16 protein-coding genes and 5 pseudogenes are annotated in these 23,659 nt (G+C 70.3%); 11 read left to right on the top strand and 10 right to left on the bottom strand.

Annotated elements, in window-relative coordinates; all coding sequences use genetic code 11:
* The first annotated feature begins 723 nt into the window (after nucleotides 1-723).
* From AOQ53_RS37470 to AOQ53_RS37455, 4 genes and pseudogenes are all read left to right on the top strand, one after another.
* Entirely contained in the window at nucleotides 724-1,374 is a 651-nt protein-coding gene (locus AOQ53_RS37470) for a (2Fe-2S)-binding protein (RefSeq protein WP_059424308.1), read from the top strand.
* Between the two features lie 12 nt (nucleotides 1,375-1,386).
* Nucleotides 1,387-2,364: an FAD binding domain-containing protein gene (locus AOQ53_RS37465; protein ID WP_059424297.1), complete on the top strand. Its 978-nt coding sequence runs from the start codon at nucleotides 1,387-1,389 to the stop codon at nucleotides 2,362-2,364.
* The gene (locus tag AOQ53_RS37460; protein WP_059424295.1) at nucleotides 2,361-4,568 is read left to right on the top strand and encodes a xanthine dehydrogenase family protein molybdopterin-binding subunit; all 2,208 of its coding nucleotides are present in this window, start codon (nucleotides 2,361-2,363) and stop codon (nucleotides 4,566-4,568) included. The genes AOQ53_RS37465 and AOQ53_RS37460 overlap by 4 nt, the downstream gene beginning before the upstream one ends.
* 140 nt (nucleotides 4,569-4,708) lie before the next feature.
* Nucleotides 4,709-5,867 (top strand): annotated as a pseudogene (locus AOQ53_RS37455) (XdhC family protein).
* 23 nt (nucleotides 5,868-5,890) lie between these two features.
* Here the strand turns inward: AOQ53_RS37455 and AOQ53_RS37450 are convergent.
* Nucleotides 5,891-6,778, bottom strand: a complete 888-nt coding sequence (locus AOQ53_RS37450) for a helix-turn-helix domain-containing protein (protein ID WP_059424293.1) — start codon at nucleotides 6,776-6,778, stop codon at nucleotides 5,891-5,893.
* 136 nt (nucleotides 6,779-6,914) lie between these two features.
* Here AOQ53_RS37450 and AOQ53_RS37445 point away from each other — a divergent pair, with 136 nt between their 5' ends.
* Nucleotides 6,915-7,739 carry an SDR family oxidoreductase gene (locus AOQ53_RS37445; RefSeq protein ID WP_201785103.1) on the top strand — a complete coding sequence of 275 codons (825 nt, stop codon included), beginning with the start codon at nucleotides 6,915-6,917 and terminating at the stop codon, nucleotides 7,737-7,739.
* 111 nt (nucleotides 7,740-7,850) lie between these two features.
* On the opposite strand, the gene AOQ53_RS37440 is transcribed toward AOQ53_RS37445, so the two are convergent.
* A complete protein-coding gene (locus AOQ53_RS37440; protein WP_059424291.1) occupies nucleotides 7,851-9,029 on the bottom strand; it encodes a DSD1 family PLP-dependent enzyme in 1,179 nt (392 codons plus the stop codon).
* Nucleotides 9,026-9,627 (bottom strand): annotated as a pseudogene (locus AOQ53_RS47110) (ornithine cyclodeaminase family protein). Before AOQ53_RS47110 ends, AOQ53_RS37440 begins: the two are co-directional and overlap by 4 nt.
* Before the next feature lie 653 nt (nucleotides 9,628-10,280).
* Here AOQ53_RS47110 and AOQ53_RS37430 point away from each other — a divergent pair.
* Together AOQ53_RS37430 and AOQ53_RS37425 are read left to right on the top strand one after the other, a co-directional pair.
* Nucleotides 10,281-10,919: a TetR family transcriptional regulator gene (locus AOQ53_RS37430; protein ID WP_078945691.1), complete on the top strand. Its 639-nt coding sequence runs from the start codon at nucleotides 10,281-10,283 to the stop codon at nucleotides 10,917-10,919.
* Between the two features lie 290 nt (nucleotides 10,920-11,209).
* The gene (locus AOQ53_RS37425; protein WP_408055227.1) at nucleotides 11,210-11,362 is read left to right on the top strand and encodes a nuclear transport factor 2-like protein; all 153 of its coding nucleotides are present in this window, start codon (nucleotides 11,210-11,212) and stop codon (nucleotides 11,360-11,362) included.
* A 293-nt stretch (nucleotides 11,363-11,655) separates the two neighbouring features.
* Here the strand turns inward: AOQ53_RS37425 and AOQ53_RS47105 are convergent.
* The 6 genes and pseudogenes from AOQ53_RS47105 to AOQ53_RS37405 form a co-directional block, all read right to left on the bottom strand.
* Nucleotides 11,656-11,727 (bottom strand): annotated as a pseudogene (locus tag AOQ53_RS47105) (winged helix-turn-helix transcriptional regulator); the annotation flags it as partial.
* A gap of 200 nt (nucleotides 11,728-11,927) precedes the next feature.
* The gene (locus AOQ53_RS37420; RefSeq protein WP_059424289.1) at nucleotides 11,928-14,453 is read right to left on the bottom strand and encodes an ABC transporter permease; all 2,526 of its coding nucleotides are present in this window, start codon (nucleotides 14,451-14,453) and stop codon (nucleotides 11,928-11,930) included.
* A gap of 66 nt (nucleotides 14,454-14,519) precedes the next feature.
* The gene (locus AOQ53_RS37415; protein WP_059424287.1) at nucleotides 14,520-15,290 is read right to left on the bottom strand and encodes an ABC transporter ATP-binding protein; all 771 of its coding nucleotides are present in this window, start codon (nucleotides 15,288-15,290) and stop codon (nucleotides 14,520-14,522) included.
* A gap of 194 nt (nucleotides 15,291-15,484) precedes the next feature.
* Entirely contained in the window at nucleotides 15,485-16,639 is a 1,155-nt protein-coding gene (locus AOQ53_RS37410; protein WP_236711947.1) for an MFS transporter, read from the bottom strand.
* Nucleotide 16,640: 1 nt separating this feature from the next.
* Nucleotides 16,641-16,844: pseudogene (locus tag AOQ53_RS42400) on the bottom strand (NAD(P)-binding domain-containing protein); the annotation flags it as partial.
* Between the two features lie 109 nt (nucleotides 16,845-16,953).
* Nucleotides 16,954-17,136, bottom strand: a complete 183-nt coding sequence (locus tag AOQ53_RS37405; RefSeq protein ID WP_059424285.1) for a hypothetical protein — start codon at nucleotides 17,134-17,136, stop codon at nucleotides 16,954-16,956.
* Between the two features lie 483 nt (nucleotides 17,137-17,619).
* Between AOQ53_RS37405 and AOQ53_RS37400 the strand changes: the two genes are divergently transcribed.
* Nucleotides 17,620-17,970, top strand: coding sequence for a hypothetical protein (locus tag AOQ53_RS37400; RefSeq protein ID WP_236711946.1), 351 nt, complete (start codon nucleotides 17,620-17,622; stop codon nucleotides 17,968-17,970).
* Nucleotides 17,971-18,044: 74 nt separating this feature from the next.
* On the opposite strand, the gene AOQ53_RS37395 is transcribed toward AOQ53_RS37400, so the two are convergent.
* Entirely contained in the window at nucleotides 18,045-20,726 is a 2,682-nt protein-coding gene (locus tag AOQ53_RS37395; protein ID WP_099054773.1) for a carbohydrate-binding protein, read from the bottom strand.
* A gap of 345 nt (nucleotides 20,727-21,071) precedes the next feature.
* Between AOQ53_RS37395 and AOQ53_RS37390 the strand changes: the two genes are divergently transcribed.
* The 3 genes and pseudogenes from AOQ53_RS37390 to AOQ53_RS37380 all read left to right on the top strand — a co-directional run.
* Nucleotides 21,072-22,094, top strand: a complete 1,023-nt coding sequence (locus AOQ53_RS37390; RefSeq protein ID WP_059424281.1) for a LacI family DNA-binding transcriptional regulator — start codon at nucleotides 21,072-21,074, stop codon at nucleotides 22,092-22,094.
* Nucleotides 22,095-22,222: 128 nt separating this feature from the next.
* Nucleotides 22,223-23,464, top strand: a complete 1,242-nt coding sequence (locus tag AOQ53_RS37385) for a sugar ABC transporter substrate-binding protein (protein WP_059424279.1) — start codon at nucleotides 22,223-22,225, stop codon at nucleotides 23,462-23,464.
* Nucleotides 23,465-23,474: 10 nt separating this feature from the next.
* Nucleotides 23,475-23,659 (top strand): annotated as a pseudogene (locus tag AOQ53_RS37380) (sugar ABC transporter permease); the annotation flags it as partial.

The following is a 23,659-nucleotide window of genomic DNA, read 5'->3' as shown; positions in this document are numbered from 1 at the left end:
GGCTTCCGCTGCGGTTGGTGTCTCGACAGCACTGCGCCGGGGCGAGACCCGGTGACCGGCACCGGGTAGGGCTGAGGCGGGCATCGCCCCCGTTCCTCGCGGGATCCCGGGCACCTCGGCCATTCGGCCACTGTTGCGGCGCCTCCCGCTCGGACGGCGATGGCCGTTCGGCCGATCCGGCCGGGTCGCGTGCTCACTGTGGCGCGCCGTGAGCTCTTGGCACGTGATCACCGGGCCGGCCGCGTACAGCCTTCTGCGCCGCCGGCCGCGCCACGCGACCGCCGGCGCAGAAGGCTGTACGCGGCCGGCGTGACGCCGTGGCTGCAGCCCGCCGCAGTGCTGCCGCAGGCAGCCCCATACCGTGTCGTCCAGGAGGCCCTGGCCGACGTCCGCCGTCACGCCCTCGTCGGCCTCACCGAACGCGTGTCGGACAGCTCTGCCTGCCACTGCCAGACGTACCAACGGCAGTGGTAGCTACCGGAGTCGTCCCAAAACTGTTCGCTCGTTGTATCGCGCCGCGTGCAGCACAGTGGAGGTCATGCCGCACCGAAGGCCTGGTGAGGCGGCTGCCGGACGCGTCCAACCCCCGGCCGTCGTACTCCTCCCGGGCCGAGGGCCCGGCTCGTCCGCCGCGGCGTGGGCCGTTTCCCGCACGCACGCCGATTCGTGCACATGACGGTGGTCGGCACCGCCATCCGTCTTCCGTCGACCAAGAGAGTGGGCATGTCCATCGAACCCCCCGAGTCAACTGTTTCTCCTCCCGAGGGATCGCCCGAGGGACCTGTGTCCGCCCCGTCCCGGCGCACGTTCATCGCTACCACCGCCGTCGGCGGTGCGGTCGTGGTCGGCGGCCTGACAGCGGGACAGTCCGTGTTCGGCGCCGAGCCCGCGGACGCCGCGGAGGCGCCGCCCGGCAGCCGCGTCTCGCTGACCGTCAACGGCGAGCGGCGCACCGTCACGGTCGACAACCGGACTTCCCTGCTGGACCTGCTGCGCGAACACCTGGGGCTGACCGGCTCGAAGAAGGGGTGCAACGCCGGTGCCTGCGGCGCCTGCACGGTCCTGGTCGACGGACGCCGGGTCAATTCCTGCCTGACGCTTGCCGTTCGGCTGGAGGGCGCCGAGGTCACCACCATCGAGGGCCTGGCCAAGGGCGAACGGCTGCACCCGCTGCAACAGGCGTTCATCGACCAGGACGCCTTCCAGTGCGGCTACTGCACCTCCGGCCAGATCATGTCCGGCGTCGGTTGCATCGACGAGGGGCACACCGGCTCACCGGAGGAGATCCGGGAGTTCATGAGCGGCAACATCTGCCGCTGCGGCTGCTACGTGAAGATCGTGCGCGCGGTCGAGCAGACCGCGCACGGGAAATGAGGCACGGCCCCCATGCATCCCTTCTCCTACACCAAAGCCGCCGACACCCGGCAAGCCCTCGACGCGGGCCGTGACGGCCGCTACATCGCCGGCGGCACCACACTGGTCGACCTGATGCGCGAGACCGTCGAACGCCCTCGCACGCTGGTCGACATCAGCGGCCTTCCGCTGCGCGAGATCGTGGTCACCCGGCGCGGGGGCCTGCGCATCGGCGCGCTGGTGCGGATGTCCGAGGCCGCCGCCCACCGCGGGGTGCGCGCCCTGTTTCCGGTGATCTCGCAGGCGCTGGAGCTGAGCGCGTCGGCGCAGCTGCGCAACATGGCGACCATCGGCGGCAACATCATGCAGCGCACCCGGTGCACGTACTTCCGTGACGTGACCGCCGACTGCAACAAGCGCGAGCCGGGCTCGGGCTGTGCCGCCCTGCACGGCGTCAACCGCACCCACGCCATCCTCGGCACCTCCGACGACTGCGTGGCCGCCCACCCCTCCGATGTCGCCGTGGCCTTCGCCGCCCTGGAGGCGACCGTGGTCCTGCTGGGGCCGGACGGTGAGCGGACCGTGCCCTTCGCGAACTTCCTGCTCAAGCCGGGCAGCACACCCAACCGTGAACAGGCCCTCCGCCGGGGTGAGTTGATCACCGCAGTGGAGATTCCGGCCCTTCCGCGTCCGCTGAAGTCGGGTTACCTGAAGGTGCGCGACCGGCAGTCCTACGAGTTCGCGCTCACCTCGGCGGCCGTCGCCCTGCACATCAGCGGCGGGGTGATCCGCCAGGCGAAGGTGGCCGCCGGAGGCGTGGGCACCGTGCCGTGGAAGCTGCCCGCCGTCGAGCGGGAGCTCATCGGCAGGCGGCCGTCCGACGACCTGTGGACCAAGGCCGCCGAGCGGGCGGCGGACGGGGCCCGGCCCCTCCAGCACAACCGTTTCAAGGTCGAGTTGCTCAAACGGACCGTCGAGCGCCAACTGCGCGTCGTAGGAGGTGGCAAGTGAGCCAGCAGCCCCAGGCAGCCGTCGGAGCGCCGCTGTCCCGGGTGGACGGACGGCTGAAGGTGACCGGCCAGGCCAAGTACGCCGCCGACCACGACATCGACGGCGTCGTCCACGCCGTCATCCTCAACAGCACCATCGCGCGGGGCCGCATCACCGGCATCGACACCCGCGCCGCCGAAGCCGAGCGCGGCGTCCTGAAGGTGATCACTCACCGCAACGCGCCCAAGCTGGCGTACCGCGACAACCCGGTCACCTTCCCCTTCCCGGGCCGGCGGCTGCGCGCCTTCCAGGACGATGCCGTCCAGTTCTTCGGCCAGCCGGTCGCCGTGGTGGTGGCCACCACACTGGAGGCCGCGCAACACGCCGCCGACCTGGTCGACGTCTCCTACGACGCCGAGGAACCCGCGACCGACCTGACCCGCAGCCCGGCCGAAGACGGGCCCGCGCCCTTCGCTCAGCCCTACTCGCGGGGCGATGCCCAGGAAGCGCTGGGTTCCGCGGACGTCCGGATGGAGATGGCCTTCCGGCTCTCCCGCAACCACCACAACCCGATGGAGACGCACGCCACCATCGCCCGCTGGGACGGCGACAAGCTCACCCTGTGGGACAAGACCCAGTGGGTGATCGGCGCGCAGAACGAGGCGGCGGCCGCGTTCGGCATTCCGCCGGCGAACGTGCGCGTCCTCTCGCCGTTCGTCGGCGGCGCGTTCGGCAACGCCCTGCGCACCTGGCCGCACGTCGTCATCGCGGCGCTCGCCGCACGCGAGGTGGGACGCCCGGTGAAACTCGCGCTGACCCGCAGGCAGATGTACTTCACGGTGGGCTACCGACCCGCGTACGAGTACAAGCTGCGCCTGGCCAGTACCCGGCGCGGACGGCTGACCGCGATGACCCACGAGATGAAGTACGAGACCTCCCGCTACGAGAAGTTCTGGGAGGCCAACCAGGCGCTTGGGCAGATGCTCTACGCCGTGCCCAACGTCAGCCAGAACGTCCAGATCGTGCCGCTCGACGTCAGCACCCCGATGTGGATGCGAGGCCCCGGCTACGGCAGCGCCGCCTTCGTCATCGAGACCGCGATGGACGAACTCGCCTACAGGCTCGGCATCGATCCGATCGAGCTGCGGCTGCGCAACGAACCCGGCGAGGACCCGTCGACGCAGCAGCCCTTCTCCACCCGGCGGCTGCGCGAGTGCTTCCGCGTCGGCGCCCGCGAGTTCGGCTGGCACCGGCGCAACCCGAAGCCCCGCTCCACCCGTGAGGGCGACTGGCTCATCGGCACCGGCGTGGCCACCGGCTGCTACGACGTCTTCCTGGGAGGAGCCAACGCCCACGCCCGGCTCGATGCCGACGGCACCGTGGTGGTCCAGTCCGCGACCCATGACGTGGGTACGGGCACCTACACCTCCATGACCCAGATCGCCGCCGACGCCCTGGGCCTGCCCGTACGCAACGTCGAGTTCCGGCTCGGCGACTCCACCATGCCGCCGGCCCCGCCACAGGGCGCCTCACAGACCACGGCCAGCGTGGGGTCCGCCGTCCAGGACACCTGCGACAAGCTGCGACAGCAGGCCATCACCCTCGCGGTCGAGGACGAGCGCTCGCCGCTGCACGGCGTCGACGCCGACGACGTCGTGGTCCGCGGCGGCCGGCTGCACGTCAAGGGCAACGCCGCGCGCGGGGAGACCTACCGGCAGCTCCTGGCCCGCAACAACCGCACCCACCTGGAGGCGCGCGGGTCCTACACCCCGGAGGAGAACAACCGGTTCTCGATGTACGGCTACGCCGCGATGTTCGCCGAGGTCGCGGTCGACGCCCGGCTCGGGCTGGTCCGGATGCGGCGGATGCTCGGCGTTTACGACGCGGGGCGCATCATCAGCCCCAAGCTCGCCGAGAGCCAGGCCATCGGCGGCATGGTGGGAGGTATGGGCGCGGCCCTCCTCGAGCACACGGTCACCGACCACCGCGACGGCCGGATCGTCAACGCCAATCTCGCCGACTACCTCGTGCCCGTCCACGCCGACATCCCCGACGTCAAGGCCGTCTACCTCGACGGGGAGGACTACCGGGCCGACCCCATCGGCGTGAAGAGCCTCGGGGAGCTGGTGCAGATCGGCGTGGCTCCCGCCATCGCCAACGCGGTCTTCCACGCCACCGGCCGCCGCGTCCGCGACCTGCCCATCACCGCCGTAGCCCTGCTCTGAACCCCGGGCGGCCGGGGCCCCTCCCGTCATCCCGGCGGGGTCCCGAGGACCGTCCCACTGATCGGCCCGCCGCCGTGCCTCCCCATCCCCCCATGCCGGCACGGCGGCGGGCCTCCCAACCTCCCCCAGGAGAGCCACTCATGCTGAACATCGCGGACACGCTGTACCGCTGGTGCCGCGAGGCCCGCCCCTTCGCCCTCGCCACCGTCGTCCAGGTCAGCGGCAGCGCACCCCTGCCACCCGGCACCGCACTGGCCGTGGCTACCGACGGCGAGGCGGTCGGCAGCATCTCCGGAGGATGCGTGGAAGGGGCCGTCTACGAACTGTGCCAACAGGTACTGGAGTCGGGCGAACCCCCGGTACGGGCCCGGTTCGGCTACTCCGATGACGACGCCTTCGCCGTGGGCCTGACCTGCGGCGGTGAGGTGGAGGTCCTGGTGCAGCGGGTCGACCCCGCCGACCAGCCCCATCTCGCCACCACCCTGGAGCAGGTGTCGGCCGGTCTGCCCGTCGCCGTGGCACAGGTGGTGGACGGGCCGCAGCGCTTTCTCGGCCGCACCCTGTCCGTCCTCGGGGGCGGCAGCGCGTACGACGGGACACTGGGCAGCCGGCAGCCGGCAGGCGGACCGGGCGGCGGCCAACCAGGTCCGCGCGCTGCTTCGGGCGGGCCGGACCGCCCGCGTCGAGCTCGGCGGGGACGCCGACACCTGCCCGGAGAAGCTGACGCTCCTGGTCCACACCCAGGCAGCGCCGCCCCGCATGCTGATCTTCGGCGCCATCGACTTCGCCGCGGCCCTCAGCCAGGCCGGACGCTTCCTCGGCTACCACGTCACCGTCTGCGACGCCCGCCCCGTCTTCGCCACCACTCAGCGCTTCCCACACGCCGACGAGGTCGTCGTCGACTGGCCCCACCGCTACCTGGAGGCCACGGAAGTCGACGCCCGCACCGCGATCTGCGTCCTCACCCACGACGCCAAGTTCGACATCCCCCTGCTGCGCCTGGCCCTCGGCCTCCCGGTCGGCTACATCGGCGCGATGGGCTCCCGGCGCACCCACGAACACCGCCTGGCACGTCTGCGTGAGGCCGGCGTGCCTGATGAGCACCTCGCGCTCCTGCACTCGCCGATCGGACTCGACCTCGGTGCCCACACCCCCGAAGAGACAGCGATCTCCATCACCGCCGAGCTCATCGCCCGCGTCAACAACGGCACCGGCCTGCCCTTGTCCCGCGTCCCCGGCCCCATCCACGGGTCCGTCCCGGTGGCCGGCATGTCACCCTCCTCGGTGCTGGCCGCATGACGGTGTGACATGTACGGGGGAGATCAGCGCAGCGGCTCCATTTCCCAACTGGCCAGCATCCGCAGGGCTTCCTCCGAGCGGGAGCCCGGCTCGGCGTGGTAGGTCATCAGCCGCATGGGGGCGTCCCCCGGCAGCGTCATGGGTTCGTGGACGAGGTCGAACTCTCCCACCAGCGGGTGCCGCATCCGCACGGACTCGCCGGTGCTCGGGCAGCTCACCTCGTGCCGTGCCCACAACTGCCGGAACTCCTCACTCTTCTGCGACAGCTCCTGGATCAGCGAAGAGAGGTGTGAATCCCCGGGGCTCTTGCCCGCGTTCATGCGCAGCACGCCGGCGATTCTCAGAGCGCTACGGTCCGGGTCGGCGAAGCGGTCGCGCGCCTCGGGCGAGAGGAAGAACAGCCGGGCCACGTTGCGCTCCTCGGGCGGCAGTTGGGCCCAGTCCCCGAAGACGGCGGTGGCGAGCCGGTTCCACCCCAGGATGTCCAGGCGCCGGCCGACGACGTACGCGGGTACACCGAGAGTGTCGAGCAGGTGCTGGACGGTGGGCCGCAGTCGCTGCGGCGAGGGTGCGGCCTGCGCCGTGCTCTGACGCTCGGGCTGAGCCAGCCGGACCAAATGGTCACTCTCCTCCTGGCTCAGACGCAGGGCGCGGGCGACGGCGTCCAGCACCTCGGCCGACATGGTGTCGCCGTAGCCCTGCTCCAGGCGTGCGTAGTACGCGTACGACACCCCCGCCAACTGCGCCAACTCCTCGCGCCGTAGTCCGGGAACCCGCCGCCGCCCGTACGAGGACAGGCCCACGTCTTCGGGCTTGAGCCGGGCCCTGCGGGAACGCAGGAACTCCCTCAGTTCAGTACGCCGGTCGAGTCCGGACGTCACCTGGTCACCGTGCGCCCCATCTGAAGACATCTCTGTCCTCCAGTTGTCAAACGTGCCTCGCTGATGCGGGCAGCGTACAGCAGCGAACCCACGACTCACCTTGATACTGAGTCTCAAGCTGATGTAGAGTCTCCTCGTAAGACTTCATCGAAACAGGAGTGTTCTCGTGAGCAAGATCTGGTTCATCACCGGCTCCTCGCGCGGCTTCGGCCGCCAGTTCGTCGAGGCGGCCCTGGAGCGCGGCGACAGGGTCGCGGCCACCGCCCGCACCACCGACTCCCTCGCGGACCTGGTGGCCGCCCACGGCGAGGCGATCCTTCCGCTGACCCTGGACGTCACCGACAAGGCCGCTGTCACCGAGGCCGTCAAGCGGGCGCACGACCACTTCGGCCGTCTGGACGTCGTCGTCAACAACGCCGGCTACGGCCTGTTCGGCACGGTCGAGGAGCTGACGGAGCAGCAGGTCCGCGAGCAGATGGAGACCAACTTCTTCGGCGCCCTGTGGGTCACCCAGGCCGTCCTGCCCCTGCTGCGGGCGCAGGGCGGCGGCCACATCGTGCAGATCTCCAGCGTCGGCGGTGTCACCGCCTTCCCCAACCTCGGTGTCTACAACGCCTCCAAGTGGGCCCTCGAGGCCATGAGTGAGGCGCTCGCCCAGGAGGTCGCCGGATTCGGTATCAAGGTCACGCTGGTCGAGCCCGGCGGCTTCGCCACCGACTGGGCCGGCTCCTCCGCCACCTTCGCCGAGCGACTGCCCGCCTACGACGACCTGCGCGCGGCCCTCGCCGCCAACTGGAGCAACATCGAGGGCGGTGACCCGACCGCCACCGGCGCGGCCCTGCTGAAGATCGTGGACGCCGACAACCCGCCCCTGCGGGTCTTCTTCGGCACCTCCCCGCTCCACCTCGTCCCGCAGGTCTACGCCGAGCGCCTGAAGGCCTGGGAGGAGTGGGCCGACGTCGCCACGCAGGCCCAGGGTGCCGTCGCCTGACCGGACGCCGGCAGCGCCCGTCAGGGCCGGCGTTCTTCGCAGCTCTCAACCCACCAGGGGTGCACGAGCAGTTGGCGACGATATGTGTACGCGGTAACCCGTCCCGGTTGGTCACCAGCCGGTGACGCGCTTCCAGAAGCCCAGGATCTCCGGTGCCGTGTTCGTGGTTCGGGTGCTGTCGATGACGTGGTAGCCCTGGTGCTGGGCGGCGGTGGCGCAGGCGTGGTTGGGCAGGATGCGCAGGCGGGTGCCGACGGGCAGGTCGGGCAGCGGGGCGCCGTCGCGGGCGGTGAGGGTGCCGTGTTCCTGGCTTGCGGCCGTCATGACCAGGCTCGGGACGAGGGTGCCGTCCAGGCGCAGGACCAGGCCGTATCCCTGGTCCTGCGCCTGGACGGCGGTGCCGCGGTCGCGGGACATCGCCATCCAGCCGCCGTCGGTGACGATCCAGCCGTACTCGGGGCGGTGGCCGATGACGGTGACGACGACGGACAGGGCGAGGTCCGCGATGCGGCAGACGCCGAGTCCGGCCATGACCAAGTCGAAGAAGACGTAGTTTCCGGCGCGCAGTTCGGTGACGCCGGTGAGGTCATCGGCGGCGTGGGCGGTGGGGGTGGAGCCGACGCTGACGGTGGCCACGGGCAGGCCGGCCGCACGCAGCCGCTCGGCCGCGGTGACGGCGGTGTCGCGTTCGTTCTTCGCCGCCAGACGCTGTTCCTCGGCGGTGCAGGCGAAGTAGGACTCGCCCGCGTGGGTCAGCACGCCGTCCAGACAGCCCGCGTCGTGCAGGATGCGGCCGATCTTGACGATCGCGGGGGCGTCGGGCCGGAGGCCGCCGCGGTGGCCGTCGCAGTCGATCTCGATCTGGGTGGGGACGGGAAGGCCGGCCTGGCGGGAGGCTTCGGCGACGGACTCCGCCTGGGCGGTGCTGTCCAGCAGGATGCGCAGGGTGACACCGCGGCGCAGCAGTGCGAGGACGCGCGGGAGTTTGTGGGGGTCGATGCCGACGGCGTAGGTGATGTCGGTGTAGCCGCCGTCGGCGAACGCCTCGGCCTCGGCGAGGGTGGAGACGGTGATGGGGCAGGGGGAGCCGTCGTGCAGGAGGGCGGCGGCATCCAGGCTCTTGGCCGTCTTCACGTGGGGGCGCAGGGCGACCGCGAGCCGGTCGGCCTTGGCTGCCAGTCGTTCGATGTTGCGCCGGGTCTTGTGGATGTCGACGACGGCGAACGGGGTGTCGGGGTCGGTGAGCGTCCGGGCGGCGCTGGGGCTGGTGGCGGGTGCGAGGGTGTTCACAGGGAGATGTCCATTTTCTTCAGAAGGGCCAGGCCCAGAGACAGGTCCTGCAGTCCGATTCCGGAGCTGTCGAAGATCGTGATGCCGCTGTCGTCGGTGCGTCCCGTGGCGCGGTGGGCCAGGACCTCGCCGAGTGGGGTGAGAGCCGCCTCGGCAGGAGCGTGCTGGCTCTCGCCCATGCGGCGGGCCTGCTCGGACAGGTCGCAGAAGACGCGAGCACGGCTGAACAGGTCGGACGGGAGTTCCCGCTTGCCGGGGGCGTCGGCGCCCATGCAGGAGATATGCGTACCGGGGCGGACCCACGCGGCGTCGAACAGCGGCGGGGTGTCGATCGTGGCGGTGGTGGCGGTGACGATCACATCGGCCCGGGCGCAGGCTTCTTCGGCGCCGACGCCACGGGCGTTGTGGCCTTCCGCGGTCAGCGCCGCGGCCATCTGCTCGGCCCGCTCGGCGGTCCGTCCCACGACCAGACCTCCTCGACGGGACGGATGCGGCTGACGGCCGCCACCTCGTAGGCCGCCTGGTGCCCGGTGCCGAAGACGGCCAGGGTGGTGGCGTCGGCCCGGGCCAGAAGGTCGACGGCGAGGGCGTCGGCCACAGCGGTCCGGTAGGCGTTCGCGGTGCCGACCTCCAGGACACCGCGATCCTGCCGGTCGTCTGGTCGAAGAGGAGCAGGGTGGAGTGGTGGCGCGGCAGTCCGTGCTCGGCATTGCCCGGCCAGTAGGTACCGATCTTCACCCCGGCATGCGTCGCCGGCGCGGACGGCTTGAGCGTGAATCGGTTGCGCGGGTCGGACCCGTGGACGGTCAGACTGGGAAAGACCGGCCCGTCCACCGTCGCGGCGAAGGCGGCACGGGCCGCTTCGAGCGCCAGGTCCTCGTCCACGATTGCGGCGGTCTGCTCCTCGGTGATGTGGAGCAGGCGGTGCGCAGCCGGTGGCCGGCCGGAGCCGGACGAGGAGGCGGGTGCGGGGTCGGTGGCCGATCCGGCGGAGGTCATGGACTGCCCTTCACTTGGCGTAGTTGTAGACGATCACTTGGGAGACATCGCGCCGTACGAGTGCCTTCATGCCCGATGCGTTTCACAAGGCCTGCCCCCAGAGGTGCTTCTGGACTGGTTGTCCAGATCTAGACGAAAAATCTAGGCTCTCTTCGGGTGGTCGTCCAGGGTGCCGGGGCAGTCGGCGAGGTGCTCGGCGTCACTCGCGTCTGATACTCGGTATCAAATTGAGCCTTGCTGTACCCTTCTGCCATGACCGAGACCGCCCGTACCGCCGCCCAGTCCGCAGGCAAGCCGCCCGGCTTGCGTGAGCGCATGCGTGCGACGGTTCGGACGGAAGTGGTCGAGGTGGCGCACCGGCTCTTCACCGAGCAGGGGTTCGACAAGACGACCGTCGACCAGATCGCCGCCGAGGTGGGTCTGTCGCGCGCCAGCCTGTTCCGGTACTTCGGTACCAAGGAGGAAATCGTCCTCGGGCGCTTGGCGGAGTCCGGTCGCCGGATCGCGGAGGCGCTCGCCGCCCGCCCTGACGACGAGCGGCCCTGGGAGGCGCTGCGCCGGTCCTTCGATGTCCTGACGCGGATGAACGAGCAGGCACCCGAGCAGACACTCAGCTATCTGCGCATGCTCCAGGAGACCCCGTCGCTGCGCGCCGGGCACTATGAGAAGCAACGGAGCTGGCAGGAACTGCTGGTGCCGGAGGTCGCCCGGCGCCTCGGGGTCAGCCCCGACCAGCCGGAGGACACCAGGCCGAGCGCACTGGCCGCCGCCGCGCTCGCCTGCCTGGACGTGGCCGCCACGGGGTGGGTGGCTTGCGAGGGTGCTGTTCCCCTGGCCGTGCTGCTCGACCGGGCGATGGGCGCGCTGGAGGAGCAGCCAGGCCCCGCGTGAGGGTGAGGGCCTTAAGGCGCCGGTGTGTCCTGCGGACCAGGCGGCTCCCGGCTCGCCTTCGACGACGCCCCGGGCACGTCACGCGGGACGGCGACCTCAGTCACCGTGCGGGTGCGCTGACCGGCACCTCCGGCACGGTGTCCCAGGGCGAGCCGGAGGCGGTGGGGGCGCTTCTCGTCCGACGGCAGCACCCTGGCCGTGGGCGGCGCGAACGGGGTGGGCGGCGACGTTCTGGCCGACGGCGAAGAAGGTGGCGCGTGCCTTGTACTGCGCCAGGTAGATCAGCAGGGGTGGCGGCCGGCATCCACTTCTCCGGCCGGCGCGACGGCGCGTCGATGAGCATGGACGGCGTGGACGTCCTGCGCGTCAGGGACGGGAAGATCGTCGAGATGTGGCTGTTCTCAGGCGACCAGGCGGCCGAGGACGAGTTCTGGGGCCGGTGAGCCCGCCAGGTTCCCCAACTGGCTGAAGTGCCGCGACGCATCAAGGCCTTCCCGGCCGTCGGTCGGGAAGGCCTTTTGGCGTCAGTCCGTCCCGCGTCGCTGCGGCGCGCTGCCTGCGCGTTGAGCGTCGTAGGTTTCGCGTGCCGCGAGCACCTCGGGAATGTGTGCTTCGGCCGACTGGCCCAGCGCTTGCAGAGGCGCGTGCAGGGTCTGTCCGAGTGCCGTGAGTTCGTCTCTACCCTGGGCGGTATCTCCGCGTACGCGTGCCGTGCGACGAGTCCGTCGCGTTCGCGGTCCCGCAGGGTGCCGGTGAGGACTTTCGCGCTGGTCCCGTCGACCGTGGTGCGCAGGTCGCCGAAGCGCATCGGGCCCGGACCGAGTCCGATCACGATCACGGCGGTCCACTTGCCGGCGATCCGGGCCAGTGAAGTGCGGGACGGGCGGGTCGCCGTGAGCACGTCGAACGCCGGGTGGCGTGACATGCGTCGCGCACCAACACCGGTTACGTCGGGGCGAATAGTTACCAATGGTGAGTGCAGGGGAACCCGGCCCCCCGACAACCGGCCTACTCGGCCTTGATGGCGTTCAGCATGTTGAGCTTCGCGGCACTGCGCGCCGGCCACATCGCGGCCAGGACGCCCACCAGCGCCGCCAGGACCAGGAAGATCCCGATCCGGTCCCACGGGACGACCAGCGCGTACAGCGGCAGCTCTTCCTTGATGGTCTGGCCGATCGCCCAGCCCAGGAACGAGCCGAGGGCGACGCCGACGACCGCGCCGAAGACGGAGATGACCACGGCCTCCAGGCGGACCATCCGCTTGACCCGGGGGCGGTCCAGGCCGATCGCGCGCAGCATGCCGATCTCCTGCTGTCGCTCGAAGACCGACATGGCCAGGGTGTTGACCACCCCGAGCACCGCGATCAGCAGTGCCATCGCCAGCAGGCCGTACATGATGTTCAGCATCATGTTGACGGCACCGCCGAGTTCGTCGCGGATGTCCTTGTGGTCCATGACACTGATCGCCGGGTTCTTGCCGAGGGCGTTGACCAGTGCCTTCTCGTTCGCGTCGCTCGGGCCGCCGTCCGTCTTCACGTAGATCCGGGAGATGTACGGCTTCGCCTCGTGCGGAGCGATGACCTTCGTGTCCACCAGCACCGAGGAGAGGACCGCCCCCGCCTTGTAGACGGCGCCGACCTCCAGGGAGCCCTTCTTGCCGTCGTCGAACGTGACCGGCACGGTGGCACCGACCTTCCAGCCCTGCTCGGCGGCCGTCTTCTCGTTGACCGCCATCCGCCCCTTGCCGAGCGAGCTCAGCGAACCGTTCACCACATCGATGTCGAGGACCCGCTGGACATCGCCCGGAGTGACGCCCGTCGCCGACACGTAGTCGTCCTTGACGCGGAAGTACGCGGACTGGTCCGGCGAGAGGGCCGAGACAGCCGGAGTCCTGTCCAGCGCGGCCAGCGCGGACCGGTCCACGCCGCCGCCGGCGGCCGTCTCGATCATGTAGTCGGCCTTGATCTGGTCGGTGGTCGCCTTGTCCAGCGCCGCGCCCATCGAGACGCCCAGCACGGACAGGCCGGTGACCAGCGTCAGGCCGATGGCCAGCGCGGAGGCGGTGGCACCGGTACGGCGCGGGTTGCGGACCGCGTTCTGCCCGGCCAGCTTGCCGGCCACCCCGAAGGCACGGACCAGGAGCGGCCGTACGAGCGCGATGACCGGGCGGGACAGCAGCGGGATCAGTACGATCACGCCGACCAGCGCGAAGAACGCACCGCCGCCGATGATCTCCCGGCCCTGCTCGCCGGCCGCGGCACCCGCCGTGATCAGCGCGACGCCCAGGGCGGTGACAGCGGCCCCGATGGAGTTGCGTACGACCAGCGACTTGGTGGTCGGCGCCGCGTGGACGCTGTTCATCGCCGCCACCGGCGGGATCTTCCCGGCGCGGCGACCCGGCAGCCACGCCGCGAACATGGTGACGAGGATGCCGACGGCGAGCGCGGTGATCAGGGGTGTCGCACCGATGACGAGGGGGCCGGCCGGCACCTTCATGTCGAACGCGGCCATTCCCGAGCGCAGCCCGACGGCCAGGGCCACACCGAGTCCGAAGCCGACCACGGAAGCGATCAGGCCGACCAGGCCGGCCTCGGCCAGCACCGAGCGGGTGATCTGCTTGCGGGAGGCACCCACCGCGCGCATCAGAGCGAGATCCCTCGTGCGCTGGGCGACCAGCATGGTGAAGGTGTTCGCGATCAGGAACACACCCACGAAGAGCGCGATGCCGGCGAAGCTCAGCAGCATCTGGTTGAGGCTGCTCATGTCCTGCTCGATCCTCCAGGCCTGCTCCTCGGCGAGCGTGGCGCCCGTCTTCGCCTCGGCGTTCTCGGGTATCAGCGGCTTGACCGTGTCGAGGATCTCCTCGTCGTCGGCGCCGGGCGCGGCGGTGAGGGTCACGTCCTGGTAGTGGCCCGGCTTCAGGTAGAGGCGCTGGGCGAGGGAGGTGTCGAAGAGGACCAGGCTGCCGCCGGCGCTGACGGCGCCGTCGTCGGTGGTGAAGACACCGGTGAGCGTGAACTCCTTGACCGGTCCGTTCGTGGCGACGCGTACCTTGTCGCCGACCTCGTACTCGCCCTTGGCGGCGGTGTCCTTGTCGAGCGCGATCTGGCCGTCCCGCACCGGGCCCGAGCCGTCGGTGAAGTCGTAGGCGGGGTCCTCGCCGTCCTTGCCGGGGGCGAAGTTGGAGCCCGTGTTGGACCACTCGGCGCCGATGAGCTTGCCGTCGGGGTCGGCGACCCCGGCGAAGCCGTTCACCCGTCCGGTGACGGAGGCGACCCCGTCCAGCTTGCCGATCCTGTCGAGCGTCCGCTGGGACAGGCCCGTCTCCTGCCCGGTGTCGTTGTCGACGTAGGAGGTGATGCCGACGGCGACGTCGTCGTAGCTCTTGGCCGACTGTTTCCGGAAGGCGTGGGAGAGGGTGTCGGTGAAGACCAGGGTGCCGGAGACGAAGGCCACGCCGAGCATCACGGCGAGCACGGTCATCAGCAGCCTGGCCTTGTGCGCGAGCACATTGCGCAGAGCGGTACGGAACATGGGATGGGGATCCTGGGGTGGGTGTCCGGTGATGGGCGGGGAGCGGGGGCTGCGCCCCGGGGAGGCTCAGCTGGTGCGGCCCCTGCCGTCGAACTCCTTCATGCGGTCGAGCACGCCGTCCGCCGTGGGACGGAGCATCTCGTCGACGATCCGGCCGTCCGCCAGGAAGATCACCCGGTCCGCGTAGGAGGCGGCCACCGGGTCGTGGGTCACCATCACCACGGTCTGCCCCATCTCCCGTACGGAATTGCGCAGGAAGCCCAGCACCTGGGCGCCGGAGCGCGAGTCCAGGTTTCCGGTCGGTTCGTCCCCGAAGATGATCTCGGGGCGGGAGGCCAGCGCGCGGGCCACGGCGACGCGCTGCTGCTGGCCGCCGGAGAGCTGCGCGGGCCGGTGACCCAGCCGATCGGACAGGCCCACCATGTCGATGACCTTGCCCAGCCACTCCTTGTCGGGCTTGCGGCCGGCGATGTCCATGGGCAGCGTGATGTTCTCCAGGGCCGTCAGGGTCGGCAGCAGGTTGAACGCCTGGAAGATGAAGCCGATCTTGTCCCGCCGCAGCCGCGTCAGCTGCTTGTCCTTGAGCGGGCCCAACTCGGTGTCACCGATGCGGACCGAGCCGCCGCTGAAGGTGTCGAGCCCGGCCACGCAGTGCATCAGCGTCGACTTGCCCGAGCCCGAGGGCCCCATGATCGCGGTGTACTCGCCCTGGTGGAAGTTCACGGTGACCTGGTCCAGGGCGATCACCCGGGTCTCGCCCTGTCCGTACACCTTGGACAGATCCTCGGCGCGTGCGGCCACCGCGGTGGCACGGTGAGCGGTGGGTGTGGTGATCACGAGGGGGCTCCTGTCGGGAACTGTGCTGCGGGGACCCGTCCATCGTCTGCGCCCGTGATCCGCGGGGCGTCCCTCCACATGCCCGTTTCCGGGGACGGCCGAAAGTGCGAGGGTGGGCCGGCCCGTCCCCCGGAAGTATGACGAGCCCCTCCTCAAGATGGGGCCACGACCCGACATACGACGTTCTCTGGACGCTACTCGTCGGACAGCGTGAGGTCGGGAACCCGCCAGGCCGCCAGCGCGAAGGCGGCCAGGGACACCGCCGCGCCGGTGAGGAAGACGATGCGCATCGAGGTGACGTAGCCCTCCAGGAACGGCAGGGCCGCGCTCGGGTCGAGGGTGCGCAGGAAGGCGGAGTCCTCCAGGTTGACCCCGCCGCCGGGGCGGAGGACGCCCGTCAGGGCGTGCGCGTTGTCGGGCTGGGCCAGAAGACGGCGGTAGGCCGGGTCGTGGCGGGCCCCGGCCAGCCGCTCGGCGATGCTGCCGGCCGCCGTGGTGAAAAGGATCGACAGGAAGGCCGCGGTACCGACCGTGCCGCCGTTGGAGCGGAAGAAGTTGACGGACGCCGTCGCCGCGCCCATGTCCGTACGGGGCACCTCGCACTGCGCGAGCGTGGTGAGCGTCTGCATCGACGCACCGAGTCCCGCGCCCATCAGGGCCATGCCGAGCGCCGGGTGCCACAGCGGGCTGTCCACGCGCAGCGTGGCGAACACGAGCATCGAGGCGGTGAACGAGCCGACACCGGCGACGAGATGGACCTTGAACCGGCCGGTCCGGGCGATCATCCGGCCCGTCAGCAGCGTCACCGCGAGGTTCGCGGCGACCGTGGGCAGGGTGGCCAGTCCCGCAGCGATGGGGCTCATGCCACGGACGAGCTGGAGATAGAGCGGCAGCGTCGTCATCGCGCCGAACATGCCGATGCCGACGACGAAGTGCAGCCCGACGCCCAGCCGGAAGGACCGGATGCGGAACAGGCGCGGCGGCAGCAGCGCGGCGTCACCCGACCGCCGCTCCACCACGAGGAACACGGCCAGCCCCGCCACGCCGACCGCGTACGTCAACAGGGCCAGGGGCGAGCCCCACCCCCAGACGCGGCCCTGCTCGGCGACCGTCAGCAGCGGCACCAGCCCCACGGCCAGGGCGAGCGCCCCGGCGTAGTCGAGCCGGTGCCGCACCCGCCGGTGCGGGAAGCGCAGCACGCGCGTGATCGCCACCGCGGCCGCGGCGGCGAGCGGCACGTTGATCAGGAAGATCCACCGCCAGCCGGCTATGCCGAGCAGCTCGGCCCGGTCCGCGAACGCGCCGCCCACCAGCGGGCCGACGATGCTGGCGCCGCCGAACACGGCCATGAAGTTCCACGGAGGCGGTCCCCGGGGTGGCGTTGACGAGAGCCTCCGCGTGAGCGGCTGTGTCCTTCAGGCTCGCCACTGGGAGACCGAGGTCCGCCCGTTCCTCAGGTCGGCGTGAGCCGAGGAGTACGTCGTGCCCTGCGGCGCTCCAGCCGTGGGCCAGTGCTCGGGCGACGTTGCCGGTGCCAAGTAGTCCTAAGCGCATGAGTGGGACGCTAGTTGCTGTCAGGGAACGGCGAATCGGACCTCGGGCCGAGTGGACCGGGCACCAAGGACCTAGTCCGGTGGTCGCCCACCTTCGCGGGGTCACACTGTCAGCCACGGAAGATCCGCTCGGCCTCGTCGCGGTGTGCGGTGTGCAGGTCCCGGTGGAGGGGCGAGACCTGGTCGAGCGTGGCCGTCGGCCGACCGTAGGAGGGGGACATGCCGAGCGCCACGTCGAGGGCGACGTGAGCGAACTGGATGCCGCTGCCGGCCAGCTCCTCGTGGAGGTTCATCGCCCAGTTGCGCAGTGCCGCGGCGGCGGCATCGGCGTGGGCGGCCCGCGGGAAGGCGCCGTGTCGGTAGGCGCCGGCGCCACGGGAGACGGCACGAGCGCCGCGGCGGGGCCGTCCCGCGCTCCTGAAGGCGGCGCGGTGTGAGGGCTGACCGTCGAATCAGTCGCCAGGGCTCGTCCGGCAGGTGGTCGGCGAAGGCGGGCGCGTCGGGGCGCAGCGTGCAGGCCAGTTCGGAAGTGGGCCAGGCGGCCGTCCGGGCCGCCGGTTCGGTGCCGTGGCCCGGCGGCTACCGGTACCACCGGCAGACCCGGGCACCCCACCCCACCCCGCCTCGCAGGACGAACAGTTCCAGGCTCAGCTCATCCAAGCCCTGGAGAGGCACACGGACCGCGCTCGACTGACTCTTGACCTCAAGCTTGGTTCAGGTACGACCCTCGGCGTATGGAGATCACAACCGGCGGAACCATCCTCTTCCGCAACACGATGCGCATCACCGACGGTCATCTCGACGGCTTCCGGCGAGCTGTCACTCAGGCGGTGGCCTTCACCCGAGAGCACGGCCCGCAGCTCATGGTGGAGGTTTTCATCGACGAGGAGCGGATGCTGGCGCACAGTTTCCAGCTCTACCGCGACTCCGATGCCATTCGCACGCACTGGAGGCTGTCGGACCCGTACATCCGCGGCGTGATGGAGCACTGCACCGTGCAGCACTTCGAGGTGTTCGGCGAACCGGACCCCGACATCGTGGCAGCCCTGAGAACCCCCGACGGCGGCGGCTTTCCCTTCACCGTCTCGCCCCGCCTCGCCGGCTTCAACCGTCTTGCGTGTGGGTGACACGGCGCGGGCACTGACGCGCGGGGCGAGGCGCCGACCGGGTTTCCGGATCGGCGCCTCGCGCTCACCAGGGGCTACTTCGCAGCCATCGGCGTGACGGCGATCCGGTCGATCACCGGTGCGTACGGGGACCGCTGGTCGTACTGGTTGTACGTGTCGCCGTCGAAGTCCGGCAGTTCCTCCGCTGTGAAGGTGAGCCGGTTCGTGCCCTTTTCGAGGGTGACCGGGACGGTCAGGTCCCAGAAGTTGTTGAAGTGGAAGGTGGTCGGGAACAGAACCCGGCGCGCCGGTCCGCCGTTGACGGAGAGGTCGGCGTGGCGGGCGATCGGGTCGGGGTTGTAGTGGGTGGCCGGCGCCTGCTCGGCGTTGGAGTAGCGGATGGTCAGCGCGTGCCGCCCGGCCCTGGTGGCCACCACGTCGACGGTGAGGGCGTTGGCCTTTCCGTCGCCGATGCCGGTGACGGCCTTGCCGTTGGTGGCGAAGGTGTAGGCGTCGGTGACCTTCGCCGCCCCGGTGAGCGTGCCGTTCTCCGCCTGCTGGACGGTGGGCACCAGGGTGCCCTTCGACGGGGCGACCCGCAGCCGGTCGAGGACGAGTTCGCGTCCCGTACCGGTCAAGGTGATCTTGTTGATGCCGCCGGACAGGAACATCCGGACCGTGTCCGTGCCCTTCTTGGCCCCGCCGGTCTTCGGCAGGTCGAGCTTCTCGCCGTTGAGTGCCAGGCTCGCGTGGCCGCCGCCCAAGTGGTCGACCGACACGGTCGATTCACCGTCGGTGGGGGAGTGGACCCAGAAGGTCGCGGAGGCGCCCTTCGGCAGCGGAACCGCGCCCGGCCCCGAGGCACTGCGGTACGTGTAACGCGGCTCGGTACCGTTGAGCGTGGCGTACTCGGCTTCGTAGATCGCCGGGGCGGTCACCTTCTCGTCGCGCAAGGACAGGTCGATCTTGTCGATGATCGCGTCGCCCTTGGTGACCCCGAGGTCGGGGTCCTGCGCGGCCAGGGTGATGCGGTGCTTGCCCGCCGTCAGCTTCACCGTCGTGTCGGTGTGGCCCCACACCACCCACTTGTAGCCCAGCGGCAGCCGCAGCTCCTGCGGGTCCTTGCCGTCGACACGCAGGAAGACGTTGGTCGGGCCCTGCTCCTTCACCAGGTCGTACAGGTTGTAGGAGTTGGCGAAGACACTCAGGTCGTACGTGCCGTCCTGCGGGACCTCGACGTCGAAGGCGAGGACCCCGTCGGAGCCGGTGCGCAGACCGCCCACGTTGTAGGCGCCCGACGTGGCGAACTTGCCGACGTCGGAGGGCGTGCCCTCGGGGCCGTTCCTGGAGTAGCCCTTGCCGGTGTAGGTGGCCTTCTCCGCCTCGTACGTCCTGCGCCAGCTCACGGAAGGCGCGGCCGGCTTCCCGCCGTTGCCGCCGGGGGAGAGGATGACCTGGTAGGCGGACATCTCGTTCATGCCGGTCATCGGCAGCGTGACCGAGCCGTCCGCGCCGACCGTCAGCTCCTGGTCCGCGAGCCGCAACGGCTGTGCCGAGTCGCCGACCTGACCGCTCCAGGGGATCTCCTGGACGGTGGCGCGCACGGTCTTCCCGAACAGCTTCGGGTCGACGTGGTCGAAGACGATGTCGGCGTCGCCGCTCTTGCCGCCGAAGAGGGCCCGGGACTGCTTCTTGTCCTGGTCGAGGGTGGCCACGCCCTGGAGTGTGTACTGCTGGTTGGGGTGCGGGGCGGTCACCTCGACCGTGTGGCCGGACATCTGCCCGTAGGCGTTGAACAGCCACCACTGGCCGTTGCCCTTGTTGGCCTCCACGGCCGAGTCGTTGAGGTTGCCGTCGATGTTCCAGTACGCCAGGTCGGCGTCGATCTTGGACTCTTCGATGGCGGAGACCCACTGGACGACCTGGCCGGGCACGGACAGGTGGTAGTTGTGCCCGTACTCGTTGACGTTGATCGGCAGCGGGCCGACCCCGACGTCCTTCTCCATCTGCCGGTACTTCGCCACGTTCGTGCGGACCGCGGCGGGCGACGACAGCTCGTGCCAGGTCATCACGTCGGGCACCACGTCGTTGGCCTTCGCGTACTGGAGGAAGCCCTTGACCTGGCTGTAGAGGACGCTGGTGTTGGGGCCGGCGATGCGGGCGTCCGGGTCGAGACCCTTGATGAGGTGGTAGACCTCCTTCCAGGCCGCGAAGTAGTGCTGGGGGTCCTTCAGCCAGGAGACCTTGTTGTAGCTCCACTCGCCGGTCCCGAACATGTTCCCTTCGGGTTCGTTGAAGGGCACGTAGACGACGTTGTCCTTGTACTCGCCCATGGTCAGGACCTGCTGGACCTGCTTCTTGATCTTCTTTTTGAAGTCGGCGAGCCGCGCCGGACCGTCCGCGCCCGGCCACTGGTACGGGAAGCCGCGGTAGATGTCGGTCATGTAGATGTAGACGTCCTTGCCGCCCGAGTCCACGAAGGGCGGCAGCATCTCCAGCGCGTCCGCTCCCGGGTGCTGCGGACCGTCCTGCGCCTTCGTCGACACCGTGCGCAGATGCATACCCTCGATGAGGTTGCGGCTCGGCACGCCGTCGCCGTACACGCCGTACAGCGATCCGGCGGCGCCGCCGTGGAAGGCGCCGGTGTCGGTGGCGAGGTCGATGACCAGCCGTTCCGGCTCCGCGGCTCCGGCGGTTCCTGCGGAAGGGCCGACCAGGAGGGTGGCGAGGGTGGCCGTCACCGCGGCTCCGGCCACAGTCGTTCTACTTCGTCGCACTGAGGTCTCCGTGGTTTCCGTATTGCTCGGACTGACTTCTCGGACTGACTGCTGGGGCTGACTGCTCGGACGCTGAATCGGGCACTGCAGGAGTCGAACCGGTTCGACTCCTCGCAGGGAAATGGGCTGCGGCCCGTCCGTGGTCCCTTTGTGGCGCGCAGAGACGGCCGCTCGTCGAACCGGTTCGCAGGAAGTTAGCACCGGCGAAATCCACCAGCAATACCCCTGCCGCAGCACAAGAAGTGCTGCGCGGGGTGTTGACAGCCGCCCGGGCAGTTCTTAGCTTCACTTCACGCGAACCGGTTCGACAGCCATCGGTTCGACAGCCCACGCAAGGAGTTCCCCGTGAACATCGGTGAGATCGCCCGGCGGGCCGGTGTCTCGCGGAGCACCGTGTCGTACGCGCTGAGCGGCAAGCGTCCGGTGTCGGACGAGACCCGCCGGAAGATCCAGGACGTCATCGACGAGCTGGGCTACCGGCCCAACGCCAGCGCCCGCGCCTTGGCCAACGGCCGGACCAGCACGATCGGCCTGGTCTTCCCGCCCGCCGGGAACCACTACACCGGCATGCAGCTGGACTTCATCGGCAGTGTCGTCGAGGCCGCCGCGGCCCACGACTACGACGTGCTGCTGTCCCCGAGCGGTGTGGACAGCGACCGCTCGTTCCAGCGGCTGCTGGGGGAGCGACGGGTCGACGGCGCGATCCTGATGGAGATCAGGCTGGCGGACGACCGGGTCGACCACCTGGCCGAGCTGGACTTCCCCGCCGTCGCCATCGGCCGCACCGCGCACCCGGAGAGCGGCTGGTGGGTCGGTCTGGATCACACCGCACTGGCGGCGGCGTGCGTGCACCATCTCGCGGACCTCGGTCACCGCCGGGTCGCCTTCGTCAACCGGCCGGAGCAGCTCCTGCGGGCGGGATACGAGTCCGCGCACCGGGGACTGGACGGATTCACCAAGGCCGCGGCCGAACGCGGGCTGACGGTGCGGACGTACTGCTGCGGGGACGATGCCGCGTCCGGCCAGGCGTGCCTGGAGCGGATCCTGCACGACGATCCGGCGACCACGGCCCTGGTCACGCTGAACGAGGCCGCGCTGGGCGGTCTCTACCGGGGGCTCGCCCAGGCGGGCCGCCATGTGCCGCGGGACTTCTCCGTCACCGGAGTCGTGGCCGGCCGGTGGGCGGAGACGGTGACCCCGCAGCTCACCGCGGCGGACGTACCGGCCGAGGAGATGGGGCACCTCGCCGTCGACCTGCTCATCGAACGGCTCGACCATCCCGGCGCGCCGCCTCGGCACCACCTTCTCGCGCCACCCATCTCCCTGCGGGCGAGCACCGGGCCCGTCGGCGGTACGCCCTCCGCCTGACCCTCGAACGTCTGATCCCCGAACCCTCCTCGGACTCTTCTCACTGGCACGCCAGCGCCGTTCGGCGTACCCGCACCCCCTCGTCACCCCTCCCACGGCACCCGTATGCCGAGAACGAAGGACCCGCCATGCACAGCTCCTCCAGACGGCTCCTCGCCACCGTGGCCCTGTCGACCGTCGTCGCCGTCGTCGGCACCGCCTGTTCCTCCGGCGCGGGCAGCACCGACGCCAAGAACGCCGACAGCGGCACCTACACGATCTGGGACCCGTACCCGCAGTTCGACAAGAGCTCGGCCTGGGCGAAGCTGCTGGACAAGTGCGGCACCCAGGCCGGCGTGAAGATCAAGCGGACCGGCTTCGACACCAGCGACCTTCCCAACAAGACGCTGCTCGCGGCCCAGCAGGGCAACTCCCCGGACGTCCTCATCGTCGACAACCCCGTCGTCTCGACCCTGGCCGAGGCGGGCGTGCTCACCACGACCGACGACAACAAGCTCGACACCTCCAAGGTCGACCCCAACCTGCTCGCGGCCGGCCAGTCGGGCGGCAAGACCTACGGCACGCCGATCGGCGCCAACACCCTCGCCCTGTACTACAACAAGAAGGTGCTGAAGGAGGCCGGGGTGGACATCGCCTCGGTCAAGGACTGGAAGTCGCTGACGGCGGCGCTGGCCAAGGTCAAGAAGGCCGGCAAGAAGGGCATCACGTTCTCGGCGATCGGCACCGAGGAGGGCAGCTTCCAGTTCCTGCCCTGGTTCTGGGGCTCCGGCGCCAAGCTCACCGAACTCGACTCGGATGAGGCCGTCTCCGCGCTGTCGCTGTGGCAGGACTGGCTGAAGCAGGGCTACGCCCCCAACTCGGTGATCAACAACACCCAGACGACCAGCTGGCAGGAGTTCGCCGGCGGCGACTACGCCTTCGCCGAGAACGGCACCTGGCAGCTCGCGAACGCCGAGAAGGCCGGCTTCGAGTACGGCGTCCTGCCGATCCCGGGCTCCGACGGGGGCAACGCCGCCGCCCCGACCGGCGGCGAGTTCGTCACCCTCCCGGTCCAGGACGACACCGGCCGCTACACCACCTCGCAGAAGCTGGCGACCTGCCTGACCAGCACCCAGAACCTGTACGACACCGACACCACCCTGTCCTACGTCGCCCCCACGAGCGAGGTCCAGAACAAGCAGGTGGCGGCGAACCCCGAGCTGAAGGCCTGGGTCGACGCGGTCAAGTCGGCCAAGGGGCGCACCAGCGGCGACCTCGGCACCAAGTACCCGAAGATCTCGGAGCAGTTGTGGAAGGCGGTCCAGTCCGCTCTCAGCGGGTCGAAGTCGCCCGAGGACGCGCTGACGTCGGCGCAGGCCGCGGTCAAGTGACATGGGTCCGATGAAGCAGACGGCACGTCCGCCGGGCCACCGGCCCGTGCGGACCCCGATCGGGACGGCGGCGGTCTCCGCCCCGCCCCCGGCCCGTGCCGCGACACGACGCCGTCCGGCCTCCCAGCAGTGGGCCGCCTGGGCCTTCCTCGCTCCGGTGACCCTCTACCTCGTCCTCTTCTACGCCTATCCGCT

Origin of the sequence: Streptomyces azureus (genome assembly GCF_001270025.1) — a bacterium.
Lineage (GTDB): Bacteria > Actinomycetota > Actinomycetes > Streptomycetales > Streptomycetaceae > Streptomyces > Streptomyces azureus.
This window is presented reverse-complemented; position numbering and strand designations above follow the sequence as displayed.

Excerpts from the sequence above, each read along its gene's own strand:
- AOQ53_RS37470 (WP_059424308.1), top strand. The coding sequence starts at position 724 with ATGTCCATCGAACCCCCCGAGTCAACTGTTTCTCCTCCCGAGGGATCG.
- AOQ53_RS37465 (WP_059424297.1), top strand. The coding sequence starts at position 1,387 with ATGCATCCCTTCTCCTACACCAAAGCCGCCGACACCCGGCAAGCCCTC.
- AOQ53_RS37450 (WP_059424293.1), bottom strand. The coding sequence starts at position 6,778 with ATGTCTTCAGATGGGGCGCACGGTGACCAGGTGACGTCCGGACTCGAC.
- AOQ53_RS37430 (WP_078945691.1), top strand. The coding sequence starts at position 10,281 with ATGACCGAGACCGCCCGTACCGCCGCCCAGTCCGCAGGCAAGCCGCCC.
- AOQ53_RS37420 (WP_059424289.1), bottom strand. The coding sequence starts at position 14,453 with ATGTTCCGTACCGCTCTGCGCAATGTGCTCGCGCACAAGGCCAGGCTG.
- AOQ53_RS37410 (WP_236711947.1), bottom strand. The coding sequence starts at position 16,639 with ATGGCCGTGTTCGGCGGCGCCAGCATCGTCGGCCCGCTGGTGGGCGGC.
- AOQ53_RS37405 (WP_059424285.1), bottom strand. The coding sequence starts at position 17,136 with ATGAACCTCCACGAGGAGCTGGCCGGCAGCGGCATCCAGTTCGCTCAC.
- AOQ53_RS37400 (WP_236711946.1), top strand. The coding sequence starts at position 17,620 with ATGCGCATCACCGACGGTCATCTCGACGGCTTCCGGCGAGCTGTCACT.
- AOQ53_RS37385 (WP_059424279.1), top strand. The coding sequence starts at position 22,223 with ATGCACAGCTCCTCCAGACGGCTCCTCGCCACCGTGGCCCTGTCGACC.